The sequence below is a fragment of the Mucilaginibacter sp. SJ genome (assembly GCF_028993635.1).
Classification (GTDB): domain Bacteria; phylum Bacteroidota; class Bacteroidia; order Sphingobacteriales; family Sphingobacteriaceae; genus Mucilaginibacter.
Genome location: NZ_CP118631.1, coordinates 5535875 through 5550036, shown reverse-complemented (window position 1 = coordinate 5550036; position 14162 = coordinate 5535875). Strand labels below are relative to the sequence as shown.

At 41.3% G+C, this 14162-nt stretch carries 13 protein-coding genes and 1 tRNA gene; 6 read left to right on the top strand and 8 right to left on the bottom strand.

What is annotated here, in order from left to right:
• Positions 1 to 247: 247 nt before the first annotated feature.
• The 4 genes from MusilaSJ_RS23145 to MusilaSJ_RS23130 form a co-directional block, all read right to left on the bottom strand.
• Positions 248 to 321, bottom strand: a tRNA-Arg gene (locus MusilaSJ_RS23145).
• A gap of 141 nt (positions 322 to 462) precedes the next feature.
• Positions 463 to 1269, bottom strand: a complete 807-nt coding sequence (locus tag MusilaSJ_RS23140) for a polysaccharide deacetylase family protein (protein WP_274987137.1) — start codon at positions 1267 to 1269, stop codon at positions 463 to 465.
• The gene (locus MusilaSJ_RS23135) at positions 1250 to 2218 is read right to left on the bottom strand and encodes a glycosyltransferase family 2 protein (RefSeq protein WP_274987136.1); all 969 of its coding nucleotides are present in this window, start codon (positions 2216 to 2218) and stop codon (positions 1250 to 1252) included. The genes MusilaSJ_RS23140 and MusilaSJ_RS23135 overlap by 20 nt, the downstream gene beginning before the upstream one ends.
• Positions 2219 to 2494: 276 nt before the next feature.
• Positions 2495 to 3676 (bottom strand): glycosyltransferase family 87 protein, encoded by a 1182-nt coding sequence (locus MusilaSJ_RS23130; RefSeq protein WP_274987135.1) that lies wholly within the window; start codon positions 3674 to 3676, stop codon positions 2495 to 2497.
• 108 nt (positions 3677 to 3784) lie between these two features.
• Between MusilaSJ_RS23130 and MusilaSJ_RS23125 the strand changes: the two genes are divergently transcribed.
• Both MusilaSJ_RS23125 and MusilaSJ_RS23120 read left to right on the top strand, forming a co-directional pair.
• On the top strand, positions 3785 to 4714 hold the full coding sequence (locus tag MusilaSJ_RS23125; RefSeq protein ID WP_274987134.1) for a Nif3-like dinuclear metal center hexameric protein: 930 nt from the start codon (positions 3785 to 3787) through the stop codon (positions 4712 to 4714).
• 318 nt (positions 4715 to 5032) lie between these two features.
• Positions 5033 to 5893 (top strand): N-acetylglucosamine kinase, encoded by an 861-nt coding sequence (locus tag MusilaSJ_RS23120; RefSeq protein ID WP_274987133.1) that lies wholly within the window; start codon positions 5033 to 5035, stop codon positions 5891 to 5893.
• A gap of 253 nt (positions 5894 to 6146) precedes the next feature.
• Here the strand turns inward: MusilaSJ_RS23120 and MusilaSJ_RS23115 are convergent, their stop codons facing one another.
• Positions 6147 to 6839 (bottom strand): NUDIX hydrolase, encoded by a 693-nt coding sequence (locus tag MusilaSJ_RS23115; RefSeq protein WP_371328320.1) that lies wholly within the window; start codon positions 6837 to 6839, stop codon positions 6147 to 6149.
• Between the two features lie 129 nt (positions 6840 to 6968).
• Between MusilaSJ_RS23115 and pfkA the strand changes: the two genes are divergently transcribed.
• From pfkA to MusilaSJ_RS23095, 4 genes are all read left to right on the top strand, one after another.
• The gene (pfkA, locus tag MusilaSJ_RS23110; RefSeq protein ID WP_090527738.1) at positions 6969 to 7955 is read left to right on the top strand and encodes a 6-phosphofructokinase; all 987 of its coding nucleotides are present in this window, start codon (positions 6969 to 6971) and stop codon (positions 7953 to 7955) included.
• A 7-nt stretch (positions 7956 to 7962) separates the two neighbouring features.
• On the top strand, positions 7963 to 8811 hold the full coding sequence (locus MusilaSJ_RS23105; RefSeq protein ID WP_274987132.1) for a hypothetical protein: 849 nt from the start codon (positions 7963 to 7965) through the stop codon (positions 8809 to 8811).
• Positions 8812 to 8817: 6 nt separating this feature from the next.
• The gene (gap, locus tag MusilaSJ_RS23100) at positions 8818 to 9813 is read left to right on the top strand and encodes a type I glyceraldehyde-3-phosphate dehydrogenase (RefSeq protein ID WP_274987131.1); all 996 of its coding nucleotides are present in this window, start codon (positions 8818 to 8820) and stop codon (positions 9811 to 9813) included.
• Positions 9814 to 9899: 86 nt separating this feature from the next.
• Positions 9900 to 10304: a DUF4440 domain-containing protein gene (locus MusilaSJ_RS23095; protein ID WP_274987130.1), complete on the top strand. Its 405-nt coding sequence runs from the start codon at positions 9900 to 9902 to the stop codon at positions 10302 to 10304.
• Between the two features lie 578 nt (positions 10305 to 10882).
• Here the strand turns inward: MusilaSJ_RS23095 and MusilaSJ_RS23090 are convergent.
• The 3 genes from MusilaSJ_RS23090 to MusilaSJ_RS23080 all read right to left on the bottom strand — a co-directional run bounded on the left by MusilaSJ_RS23090 (position 10883) and on the right by MusilaSJ_RS23080 (position 13725).
• A complete protein-coding gene (locus MusilaSJ_RS23090; RefSeq protein ID WP_274987129.1) occupies positions 10883 to 11728 on the bottom strand; it encodes a hypothetical protein in 846 nt (281 codons plus the stop codon).
• 303 nt (positions 11729 to 12031) lie between these two features.
• Complete coding sequence (locus MusilaSJ_RS23085; protein WP_274987128.1) at positions 12032 to 13288, bottom strand: type IX secretion system plug protein; 1257 nt, start codon at positions 13286 to 13288, stop codon at positions 12032 to 12034.
• Between the two features lie 5 nt (positions 13289 to 13293).
• Positions 13294 to 13725, bottom strand: a complete 432-nt coding sequence (locus tag MusilaSJ_RS23080) for a hypothetical protein (RefSeq protein WP_274987127.1) — start codon at positions 13723 to 13725, stop codon at positions 13294 to 13296.
• Positions 13726 to 14162 lie beyond the last annotated feature (437 nt).

Below are 14162 nucleotides of genomic sequence, written 5' to 3'. Positions count from 1 at the left end.
ATAGCAGTATTAACAAAATTTTTAATCTTTATTCGAAATATTTTCTGTTGTTTGAATTTTAACGGCCTGATGCTTAAACCGACTCAATGCATTCATTTTCATAGACACAATACAGACATTATTGAAGGCTTTACCACCTACAACGACAACAACAATTAACAGAGTAAAAACCGACGCTACGTGTCTGAAACGGCAATAAATGCAATAAAAAAGCCCCTTAGATAACTCCAAGAGGCTATACAAGATGTGATCCCATTTGGATTCGAACCAAAGACCTACAGATTAGAAATCTGTTGCTCTATCCAGCTGAGCTATAGGACCATCGTATTCTGAGTACAGATATATACAAGGTTTTAAGCCCGTAGCATATTGTACAATTTTTTGCGGTGCAAATATGCAAAATTATGCTGAAAATAACAATCAATTTGGTAATTGATTTGCTATAAACTGCTTAACAGCTTGTTAATGTAATACCGGCTCCTGGTTATTTTTGTTTTTGATGTTTTCACAAAATCCGTCCGTCTGTCCAAAGGTGTAACCTTTGCCCGTTGCCCAATCAATAAAAGCACCTATCCTGTGGGCAAAAGCATCGCCCGAATTTTTTGAAACATAACCCGGGAAACCGAATTTTTCTTTATCGTGCAGGTCGGTAAATTCCCAGGGGTGAAAATAAAGGTTCAGATAACCGTCCTTTTTAAGCGTTGCCGAAGCCATACGTTTTAACAAAGATAGCGGCAAATTATGGAAGCTTAACCAAAAAAGCGGGAAACGTATCAATGGCGAAACCGAAGCCGGAATCTGTAGCACACCATGGTCATAAAACCAGGTACGTGGTTTATCAAAATTGTTATACCGTCCGGGAAGCCAGGTTGGGTTTATGGATGAATTATATTTATAACCGGCTTTCGCAATCTCAGCCTCATCCACCGGCATCATCCGGGCCATCCGAAAGCCTGTTACTTTAGTTCCGGAAATATTCTCCAAAGCCAGCTTTGACTGCCTTAAATGCTCAACCTTAAAATCAGAATGATAATACCCGTGCGAGGCTACTTCATGCCCTTCGGTTACCATCTGTTTGATGATATCAGGCTTATTGATGGCATAATTGGCCGTACAAAAGAAAGTAGCTTTTATATTTTTCTGCCTCAGTAAACCAAGTATAGTATTGGTACCCTTTGTTGAAATATCAAGCTGTTCATCAAATGATATTGATTTACCGTACTCAAACGGCATATCAAACTCCTCAACATCAAACCCTAATAAAATCATTATTTACAATAACAACGTTTGACGACCGGATGATATAATGCGGGCGATGTTTAGACTGCATAAATATTTTGCCAACATACACTCCAATAACACTCATTACAAGTAACTGAAGGCCACCAAAAAAGGCTATGGTAGCAACAATCGACGCCCATCCCGAAACCGCGTAACCCAAAAAATAACTTACCAACACATAAGGAATATACAAAATAGCCAGCGACGAAAAGAATAAACCAATTAACGATACGATGTAAAGCGGCCTTGCGCTGAAGGCTACGATACTGCCTACAGCAAGCTTAACCAGCTTTGAAAAAGAATAACTTGCCTCACCTGTATGTCGTTTTGATGGCACATAAGGAATGCCAACCTGTTTATATCCTGCCCATTTAATTATCCCCCTGAAAAAAATCTCGTACTCATCAATCAGCTTAAGCTGTTTTACAACTTTTTCATCAATCAACCTGAAATCGGCGGTGCCATTTTCCATCTTGATATCCGAAAGCATGTTAAGGCCTTTGTAAAACAATTTTGAGGTAACTTTCTGATAACCTTTGCCATGAGGGTTTTCGCCTTCGCGATAGGTGTAAACAATATCATAGCCATTTTCCCAAAGGTTTAACATCTTCAGGATCAGTTGCGGCGGGTGCTGCAAATCGGCATCCATAGTTATTACAGCATCGCCCTGAACCATTGCAATACCGGCCTTAAGGGCATAATCTTTACCAAAGTTACGCGAAAGCTCTACATAAAATACATTGGGATGCAACTCGGCATTGATCTTTAATTCATTTAAGGTATTATCACGGCTCCCATCATCAACAAAGATCAGCTCATAAGCATACCCTGTTGGCGAAAGTGTTTCACGAAGTTGCTCAATTAAATAACCGATGTTTTTTTCTTCGTTATGGGAGGGTATAACAATAGAGATCTTTTTATCAGCAAGGTATGTCATAGTTATACTATGGAAATTTTTAATTGTAACAGGCGGTATTGGTAATTAAAACTTATATTTGGTTGCATTTCTGCACACTCTTTTATAAAAACCCTTACGATGAATTACTGCAAAACGTAACGGCTTTTAATCAATCATTTATAAAGATGTGCAAAAGAGTTACCCAAATGTAACTTTCTCGTTACAAATATAATTAATAATTATTTATCAATCTGCAAACCTCTCCCCTTTTTGCAATAAAAGATAAATAATTATGGCTTAGTTATACTGAATGCCTTAAACCATGACCGGCTTCTGCATACTTTCCTCTTTCCTGACAAAACTTCTGGTGAGTGTTTCGTAAATTATTTTAAGCCATATCAAAAAGCATGGTATCGATTTCAATTTATAAGGAACGATATATTGTTTGCGGATAAAGGACGGAAAAAGATCGGAAGGGGACAGACTTGTAATCAGCAATGCTAAAACCAGCAGAAAAATCTCAAAGCCGGTTACCGGGCGGTTCAAATTCATAAACCAAACGGCAACTCCTACAAAAGCAATAATATAAGTTGATGACTCGGCCGAGCTGCTGAAAATCACCGCGAAGATCAATACCGATGAAACGATGAGGCGCTGGTATTCCAAAACCTTATAAGCCCCAATGCGCAGGTACGACAAACCAAACAACAACAGTGCCGGCCCTATTACGTACATATTCTTAAGATCCTGGTAATGAAATGCTCTCCGTATAAAACCAGTAACGCAAATTTCCTGCATGTATGATTGCTGGTTGTCCGAATTTTTGATCACCAGGTCGATATACCAGTCGTGATAAGTTTGTATAATAAACGCGGGGGATGAAATAGTCATCGGCAACACAAACAACACTGCCGACCAGAATATAAAGCTTAGCACAAACTTTGGCTTATTTGCAGAGAAGAAAAAGAAGGCCAACCCAACAATACCGTAAAGCTTTATAAATGCGCCGAGTGCTATCATTAATGCTGCCCAAAAATCCTGTTCGCGTTTTATAAAATTAAAGCCTAATATGATCAATGCTGCTATCATTGGGTTACTCTGTACGTTGGCTGATGCTGTCATTAACTCATGAGCGCACAGCAAAAGCACAATAACGTACTGATCCTTTTTCAGCGGTAAAAGTTGGATAGCCTTAAACAGAATGAAGGCGTTAAACAGTACCCACAAAATAACCCCTATACTATCAGGCAAAATAGCAAAAGGCGCCATGATTATTGAAAATACCGGCCCGTAATGGTTCAGGTCGTAATAGTGCTCCGGCTGGTAAGCGTATAGGTTATGCTGATGGATGGTATTTAAAAAATTGTATTTAAATATGGTGTAATTGTTAAACCCCTGGTGGGTTAAAACACCTTTAATTACCAGAAACAGACTTAGGCCAAACCATAAAGAATAAACAAAAGGTTTGTTGGTGATAAGCTTAGCAAGTTTTTGCACGGATTAGGAGTCGTTAAATTTTTGCGAAGATATGAATATGTCACACAATTATTACAAATCTGAAATTAACTTGTCCTGTGTTATCTTTGAACAAACCCAATCATTACCATGAATTCAAACCTCCCCCCCATTAATCATAATCCCGATCGCCGTAAGTTCATTAGCCAGTTAAGTGCTTTAGCGGGTACTGCTGCGTTATTATCAACTCCGTTTGCTGTAGATGCTGTCACCTTTACTAACCCTGATGAACACATGACCGTAGGGCAAATCATCGATCTGTTTATGAAACAAGTGCCGGGCGCTCCCTTCCCTAATACGGTTGATACCTTAAAAGCAGGCAACCGCGATATTGTTGTTACCGGCATAGTTACCACCATGTTTGCAACCATTGGCATTATTGAAAAAGCAATCAGCTTAGGCGCTAATTTTATCATAGCACACGAGCCAACTTTTTATAACCATGCCGATGAAACCACCTGGCTGGCCAACGATGATGTATTTCAGTATAAAAAACAATTGCTTGACAGGCACAACATTGCCGTTTGGCGCAACCATGATACCATACACAGCCTTAAACCCGATGGCGTTGGCATTGGTTTGTTAAAGCAGCTTGATTGGGTAAGCTATTACAAACCCGAAACAGGGAACCTGTTAAGTATTCCATCCACCACATTAAGCTCCCTGATCGATACACTGAAAAAGAAACTAAAGATTGAAAAGGTACGCTACATAGGCAATCCATCGCACAGTTGCCAAAAGGTGTTGCTGTTGCCAGGAGCAGCCGGTGGTAGAAGGCAGATCACCGAAATGAGCACAAAGAAACCTGACGTACTGATCTGCGGTGAGATTTCGGAATGGGAAACTGCCGAATATGTGAGGGATGCACAAGCCAGGGGTGATAAACTTTCATTGATTGTATTGGGCCATATCGCCAGCGAAGAACCGGGGTCGGAGTTTATGATAGAATGGCTAAAGCAAAACGTACCCGGCATTAAAGCTACCCACGTTCATCCGGGCAATTCGCTGTCCTTCATGTAATGCAAAAGCCACGTTTTAGCATTTAATAAAGCCAATATTTTGCTTAATAATGTAACATTGCGTACAATTGTAAATTACTCTGTTTTTAAGTTGTAGGGCGCACTGCTTATCTGTAAACTTTACATTTAAAAAAAGGTATAGTTGACCTGATTAATTATTGATAACAATGGTATAAAAGTGCCATTTAAAGTTTAATTTATACAAAAAAGTAGCTGTAATTTAAGTAAAAATCGCAATTTTCAATTTTTAAAATACTAAGTGTTTTTTTTACAATAAGTAAATCCTACTTTTAACCGATTTTTAAAAAAACAAAAATTTATGATCATAATTGCTGACGGTGGCTCAACCAAAACAAATTGGTGCCTGGTTACCGAAGAGGGAAAAAAAGTTTACTTTAATACCGAGGGTTATAACCCATACTTTTCAAGTACAGAGTATATTATACAATCACTGAACGAAAGCTTGCCTACCGATCTTGAAAAAAACCAGATCACAGAGGTAAATTACTACGGTGCCGGCTGTTCAACCCCCGAAATGCGTAAGATTGTAGAGGAAGCTATGAAAGTGGTTTTCGCCGGCGCAAAGGTTAATATCGGTCATGACCTGCTGGCAGCCGCCCGCGCTTTACTTGGTAACACCGAAGGCTTTGCTGCCATATTAGGTACCGGAACCAACACCTGCATTTATGATGGTAAGGAAGTGATACACAATATCGATTCAGGAGCATACATCCTGGGTGATGAAGGCAGTGGTTGCTACATCGGCAAAAAGCTGTTAACAGATTACCTGCGCGGCTACATGCCTGAACCTGTACGTGCCCTTTTCTGGGAAACCTACAAGCTTACTCCTGATGATATTAACGAGCAGGTATACACCCAGCCCCGTGCTAATCGTTTTTGTGCAAGCTTCAGCAAATTTGTTTACGATAACAACGTACACATCGAGTACTCACGCAACCTGGTGCGTACCTCGTTCGAGGATTTCTTCCGCAACCTGGTATCCCACTACCCTGATTATCAAAAATATACATTTAACTGCATCGGTTCGGTAGGTTATAACTTCCGTAACGTGCTGGAAGAAGTAGTTACTGAAAATGGTATGGTTGTTGGCAACATCATCCGCTCGCCTATAGATAACCTGGTGAAATACCACCTGGAATTGGCACCGAGCTCTTTGTAATTCAGTTTGCAGTTGCCTGTGGGCAGTTTGCAGTTTACATATTAACAAAAAAGCTTCGAGGATTTCTTCGAAGCTTTTTTGTTTTCCCCTTACCGTTATGCCGAATTTATTTCGGTATCCCACGGGGCTGGTAGGTGATTTAATTAGCACACTTGCTTAGCGTGTGGGGTGCTGAAACAAGTTCAGCATTACCGTATTTTTTTATTGTAGCATAAATCCCAGCAAACTGCCTACTGCCACTGCAAACTGGCAGCTAAACCAAATTCATCTCTCCCTGAAAAATCTTACCATACTTACGTTTGTCAAACTTGTAAAGCTTGGCGGCGCGGTATGATACCCCTTTCTGCTTCTCGTCCAGCTCTTTCAAAAAGCCGTAGCTCAGCATTTTTTTGCGGAAGTTGCGTTTATCAAGCTTCTTATCTAAAACCGCCTCGTAAAGCGACTGCAGTTGGGTAAGCGTAAATTTTTCGGGCAATAGCTCAAATGCTATCGGCTGGTAGTGTAGCCGGCGCTTTATTTTATTGAATCCTGTTTTAAAGATCTCGCTATGGTCAAACGCCAGTTTAGGGAGTTCGCTTACCGGGTGCCAGAACGCTTTTTTAGCATATTGCGTAACCGGGCGCAATTCTTTTTGCCCGTTTATGCGGATCAATGCATAGTAAGCCACCGTAATAACACGGCCCTGGGGGTGGCGGTTCACTTCGCCAAAAGTATGAAACTGCTGCATGTGCAAATCACGTAAACCTGTAAGTTCATACAGGATCCGCTCGGCAGCATCGTCAATACTCTCGTCCTGCTCAACAATATAGCCGGGCAGTGCAAGCCAGTCTTTATATGGCTCCTCGTTTCGCTCAATAAGCAAAATTTTAAGCTCGCCGGCTTCAAAGCCGAATATCACGCAGTCAATCGAGAATACGGAATCAAACTTGGGTAACATTAGTTCCAAACTATTAGTGAGATTTAGTTAATAAGTTTAAATATATAGCCTTAATTCCTAATCCAAAAAAAAATAAATAAAATTTAATGGTGTAATCTACACACACTATCTTCGTAGCGTAAAATTAAGGAGCGAAAGATGCGTAAAATTTCAAAAATAGGGGTTTTAACTTCAGGTGGTGATGCCCCGGGAATGAACCCCTGTATCCGTGCCGTTGTGAGGACCGCACTGTATAACGGGCTGGAAGTTGTAGGTATAAGGCAGGGTTATAAAGGCCTTATCGAAAACGATATGTATGAAATGGATAAACGCTCGGTAAGTAACATCCTTAATTTGGGCGGCACCATTTTAAAAACCGCGCGTTGCCTGCCTTTCAAAACCGACGAAGGCATGGAGATAGCATACCAAAACGCCAAAGCCCGTGGTATCGATGCCCTTGTGGTTATTGGCGGTGATGGTACTTTTACCGGTGCCCTGCGCTTTTCACGTAAATATCCCGACATTGCAGTAATGGGCGTACCGGGTACAATTGATAATGACCTTTGCGGTTCAACCTATACCCTTGGTTTTGATACCGCTACCAATACAGTTATCCAGGCTATCGACAAAATCCGAGATACTGCCGATGCGCATGACCGCCTTTTCTTTATAGAGGTTATGGGCCGCGACTCGGGCGCTATTGCCTTGCGTGCAGGTATCTCATGCGGCGCCGAAGCTATTTTATTGCCCGAGCGTGCTACCGCAATTGATGATTTGATCGTAAACCTTAAAGAGGGCCACATGAACAAAAAATCATCGAGCATTGTAATTGTTGCCGAAGGTGACAAAAACGGCGGTGTTTATGATGTGGCAAAGGCTGTACAACAAGAAGTTAAAAATTACGATATAAAAGTTACTATCTTAGGCCACTTGCAACGGGGCGGTGCACCATCAAGCTTTGACCGTATTTTGGGCAGCAGGCTTGGCTTTGCAGCAGTTAATGCTTTGGTTGCCGGCGAATCACAAAAAATGGTAGGTTTGCAGGCCAACCAGATCATGATGACAGACCTGGAAGCAGCACTTAACCAGCATGAGTTTAAGCTTGAAGAAGACCTTTTACAAATGATGGATATATTATCGATATAGATTATTAATGATTGCAGTTGTTTATAGCGGATCGTACTTTGCACATTGGAGGCTTACTGATAAAGGAAGAACTGTTGCTTCCTTTAAAACCAATGGCATAAATCCCTATTTTAACGACGAAAAACATATCCTTCAACTGCTCAACAAAAACATCAATCTTATACACCACGCCGAAGTAATCAGGCGCATCTACTTTTTTGGCGCGGGCGCCTCGTCAGATGAGCGGAAGAAGATAGTACATCGTGCTTTTTCAACCTTTTTTAAGTTCGGAAAAGTTTCTGTTGAGCATGACATTGCCGGGGCGGCTATAGCCTGCTGTAAAAACGAACCCGGCATTGTGAGCATTTGCGGCAGCGGCAGCAATGCCGCCTGGTACGATGGAAGAAGAGTTTGGCCCAACAATTATGGCCTGGGTTATATCCTGGCCGATGAAGGCTCGGGCAACTGGCTGGGCAGGCAGCTCATCAAGGAATTCATGAACGATACCCTGCCTTTATCTATTCGTAAAAAGTTTATACACAAATACGATGCCGACCGTAAAAACCTGCTCGAAAAGGTTTACCGGCAAAAACAGCCAGCTTTGTTTTTAAGCTCATTTACCGATTTTTATCTCGATAATAAAAACGATCATCATCTGCAAAGCGTCATAAAAAAAGGATTTAGTAAGCTAATTTCCACATATTTGCTACCTTTATATCAGCAACACCCGGGTACCTCTGTTCATTTTGCAGGATCGGTTGCTTTTAATTTTCAGGAACACTTATATGAAGCTGCCGCCGAAGCTGATCTGCAAATCACTAACATAATTAAAGAACCCATAAATAATTTATTAACCTACTATTCAAGTAAAAATTAAAAAATCATGAAAATAGGAATTAACGGTTTCGGCCGTATTGGCCGCCTGGCATTCAGGGCTGCAATTGAAAGACCAGACATTGAAGTTGTTGGTATTAATGACCTTGTTGAGCCAGATTACATGGCTTACATGTTAAAATACGATTCAACCCATGGTCAGTTCAAAGGCACTATCGCTGTTGAAGGTGGTCATTTGGTTGTTAACGGTAAAACCATCCGCGTTACTGCCGAAAAAGACCCTGCTAACCTTAAATGGAATGAAGTAGGTGCTGAGGTAGTTATCGAATCAACCGGTTTGTTCTTAACCCAGGAAACTGCTCAAAAACACATCGACGCCGGTGCTAAAAAAGTAGTAATGAGCGCCCCTGCAAAAGATGATACCCCTACATTTGTAATGGGTGTTAACCACAAAGAATTGAAAGCCGATCAAAACATCGTTTCAAACGCTTCTTGTACTACCAACTGTTTAGCTCCTATCGCTAAAGTATTAAACGATAAATTTGGTATCGAAGAAGGTTTAATGACCACTGTACACGCTGTTACTGCAACTCAAAAAACAGTTGACGGTCCATCTGCAAAAGATTGGAGAGGTGGTCGTGGTGCTTACCAAAACATCATCCCTTCATCAACAGGTGCAGCTAAAGCAGTAGGTTTAGTTTTACCTCAGTTAAAAGGTAAATTAACAGGTATGAGTTTCCGCGTACCGGTTGCCGACGTTTCTGTAGTTGACTTAACTGTACGTTTGAAAAACGGTGCTTCATACGAAACCATCAAAGCTGCTATGAAAGAAGCTTCTGAAGGCGAACTGAAAGGTATCCTTGGTTACACTGAAGATGAAGTTGTATCTGAAGACTTTAAAGGCGATGTACGTACTTCAATTTTCGACGCTAAAGCCGGTATCGGCCTGAATGATAACTTCGTAAAAGTTGTTTCATGGTACGATAACGAGTGGGGTTATTCAAACAAACTGATTGACCTTGTTCAGGAAATTGGCAAATTATAATTGCTGATTTTCGAAATATAAATTCGATTTACAAGCCCTGGTAAAACTGCCCGGGCTTTTTTTATTAATGCTATATAAGCTTACCAATGGTAGATGAAACACTTTTAAAAGCTATCGACAATGCTCATGCAATAGCTAATAAAGCCCAACAAGATAAAAACTTTGATAAATACATGGGCACGTTTGCCGATGATCTTCTATACAAACAAATCAACGGTAAAACCATCGGAAAGAAACAATTGGAAGCCGACGTTAAACACTATTTTACCAGGGTAAAAAGCTTTTCAAGCAATTATCAAAGAACTGAAATTAGTTTTCAGGAAGGGGAAATTACAGAGCGGTTAACGCAGCATAGTGAGGTTTCAATCCGTGTATTCATTTTCTTCACAAAAAAATGGACAGTTGAAAGGAAAGGTATTTATAAGTGGAAAATGATTAACGGCGACTGGAAAATTTTCAATGTTGAGGTTTTAAACGAAAGGATATTTTAATTTTCCAATCTACCGCGGGTTTAGCGATAGCGTAACCCGTGAGGTGCATAGGTTAAGTTTACAACTTAATCACATAATACTACAACACAGATTGTAAATTAAAAATCCGAAATCGAACATCCGAAATCCCAAATCCCAAATCATAACAATGGCGTTGCCTGCGGCCGGGCTTTCCGTTGCAAGTCCTCGCTTTGCCATCCCCGCAAGGCCTGCATACGCTGCGGGCTTTACACTGCAATCCCTAACGCGACCTGCGTGCTATGGCTTTCCGTCCGTCCGTCCGGATAGTTGTGTTGGTATGTTTATGGACGGGTGGCGGACGGAAATCCCCCGCAAACATTTCAACCTATGGCTTTTCAAATAAAAAAGGTTGTAATACGACGAAGAGGCTGGGTTTGTGAGGAGGGCTGAGGAGAAATTGTACGCCCTGCTTTACAGCTTGCAATATGCCCCCCCCGCTACCGTAAGGCGTCCTCGCTTGTGGCCCGCGTTTCGGTCAACCACCTGATGAGCCGCTTGTATACTTAGCACGAAGCCCACAAGCGAGGACGCCTTGCAGTATCGAGAGCAATAATTAATCAAAGTCCGTATTTATCTGCTTCCCGCAAAAGTTGATTTAAGTTTTTTATTTTGTTCAACTTCTTCTCTAAATCAGACTTCTCGTGTTGGCAATCTTCCAGGTTCTTTTTTAGAACAAATAGTTCGTTGCTGCGATTCTCTGCGTCGGTGTTCGTTGTTTTGTTTGCGGTCGATATTACTTTTGCATTCGAATCGTGCTTATTTCGAAGACTTGATAATTCCACTTTTAATAAAGCATCTTCTCTTTCGATCCTATCTATCTTATCATTTAAAATACTATCGCGTTTTAAAATGGCGCTTTTATCAGGATCGGGCGTAGTACAATTTTCCTTGATGTTGTTGAACGCCTTTGCCAAGCGCTCATTACTTTTAATGAGCTTAATGTTTATTTTTTCAAGACTGTCCTTTTTGAGTAAAATATTCAGATCTGGCCACCAATTGACTTCATTTTTGAAGATAAACAACGAAGCCGTCGTCTTATCCTCAGTCAATACATAACTGGCTTTTCCAACCTTCACTGAATTTCTGTTTTCAAAAGCTAAACCTGTCGATACAGCGTTTATGCCAGAAGCATTAATAAATATTAACAGACCGTTAATTAGGCCTATCAACCACTTCATTGAAGGTGAAGGATTATTCTTTTGTTGTAATATGATAGCAACAGCTAATAATTCTGAGAAAATTAAAGCGATTAATCTCCAGTGATAAACTGACAATGAATTAGCCGGAATGATAGCAGATAGCACTAAACAAAATATCCAGACCGCACATGCAGATCCACTCAATGTAAATAAACTATTAGCCGAAAAAAAATCTGAAGGTAACTGAGGTGTTGTATTACTCATAAAAACTGAATAAGGAGGTCCACTAATATAGGCAAAATTAATCTAAGACAAACTGAGCGAATTGGTATTCATGAATTTCATACAATTGTTTCCCTCCGCTGCCGCAAGCGGTAGCGATGGCTTCCGTCCAATAGCTTTACCTCATAATGACATGATGAAGAAGGAGCTGGGTTAGGCTAAGCCTGCGGCAAATGGTCAAGTCAATCAGCGAATCAACGTAATCAAACAAATCAACGGTTACCATCTTGCCACCTTGTTGCCCTCATGAGTTGCTTTCCTCTGGAGAGGATTTAGGTAAGGCATCTACCTCTTCGTCACCAATTCCCTGAAACCCACCAGTTCATCCCAACGGGCTGCGGGAGGGCGATAATAGGTAAGCACCTGGTATTCGTTTTCGGTTTCAAAGTGACTGCCTTCAAAAGGGATATCATCAGCTTTACCGGTTTTGGCATCCACCCAAACGTATTCATAATCATAAACGCCTTGTTTTAGCAGCATGTTTACGGTGTATCTCCCGTTATCAAGCGGGTGCAATTTGTTACTATCATCAAGGCGGTAGTTATTGAACTGGCCTACTACGTAGGGTGCTCCGTCGTTAGGATTTTTATTGGTTGATAACGTGAAGTATACATGAGCATAGTCAGCATCGGTGGCTGGCATGGTACCATCATTATTCAGGATGTAAAACTTGCCGTCGTTATCGTACTGAAAAATGTAGTTAGGCTGATCGCGCACGGGGTCGCCAAGCAGCACTACCACGTTGGTCGAATCTTTATAAATTTTGGCTACCCTTTGCGAGTTGAGCTTGAGTGTACGCATATCAAACAGCCTGAATTCATTGCGGCCGGGGAAATCATTAATGCTTACATCATTATAAATTAACTGCGAACCACGGATATAGGTTGGCTGCCCGTTCAGAACTGCCGTTTCTGTACGGGCGTTTTGCATAATAAAAGTACGCAGGGCATAAGCCGGGTTCTGCACAACAAGGCCCGAACAATCAACCGTAAAGTTGATCTTCTGATTGGTTTGCCGTGTGGCATTATTGGGCGATGCAACCATATCGGCCGCGATAGATATCCGTTTGCCCAACACATACATCCTGCGGGTAAGCACCATTTTGCTTTGATCGCCATCTTCATACACCTTCAACACATAATTGCCTGATATTTTGGGAGCGATGTTATTGTTGGGCAATGAAATTTCGTAATGGGTATACTTTTGCATGGTACCGGTTGAGTAGCTGTAATTGTACAGCCGGTCGTCGGTAAAGCTTTGCAGGTACTCGGCAGATGAAAGGTTTGATGAATTCCAGTTAGCATCGCAATGTTCAATGGTGTAATAGTAATTACGGCTGCCGCCGCGCAGGTCATCGAAGGTTAGCAGCACCTTTTCATCGGTCCCTAAATTAATAACCGGGAAAGAGCCCTGCTTCGCGGTATTATAAAACTCAACGCTTTTTATAGCCGGCGAGTAAACGCTGTTGTTGTAAGGGGATTGTTGTGCAAAGCTTTGTTGAGCAAATAAGATAAGGAGCGCAATACTCAAAAAAAATCTCATCAATTTCATTCCTCTTCAATATCTGTTTTATCCTGCAGCCAATTCTGCCTGACATCAAAACTAAACAATGCAATTGATAAAAATAAGAATGGGGCGCCTGTAGCAAATGTAAACTTAGCACCACCGTCGTTGTACATATTATGTGTCTGGTAAAATAAACCTGTCCACATAAATATAACACCAATAAGCCGTGTAATTACATGCATTCTGTGTGTACCGAAAAACAACAAAAGTTGTCCGATAAAAAAGAACAACGCGGATACTGCAATGGTGTCTTCATTATTATTGGATAGTTGTAATGAAAACTTAAGCCCTTTTGCTATCGGGGCCATGATTTCAATCAATATCATTGGTACCGCGCCGTGACCTGCCCCAACTATAATAAGGCAACTGGATATTATTATAGCAATTACAAGGCTACGGTATTGATTGGTCATTTATTAATTTAGGTTTATATCAATTTTGATAAACGAATATAAAAAAGCCGCTATTACAACGCAACAGCGACTTTCGTGTTCATCAGGGTCCTCTTCGAGAGACCCTGATGGGACGCTAAAGTACTGTAAAACAAACATCATTGCGAGATACGAAGCAATCGCGAACTATACAGAGAAACTCGCATAGCTACTCTGCTAATCGGGGATTACTTCGTACCTCGCAATGACGACTTTTATTTTATAACATGGGCGTTGCCTGCGGCCCGGGCTTTCCGTTGCAAGTCCTCGCCTTTCCTGACTGCAATCCCTACACGCGCTGTGGGCTTTACACTGCAATCCCTAACGCGGCCTCTGCGCACCATCGCTACAACAGATCAAAACAACCATGTCATTGTGAGCTATAGCACGGCAATCGCATGCTATACAGAGCAGCCCTA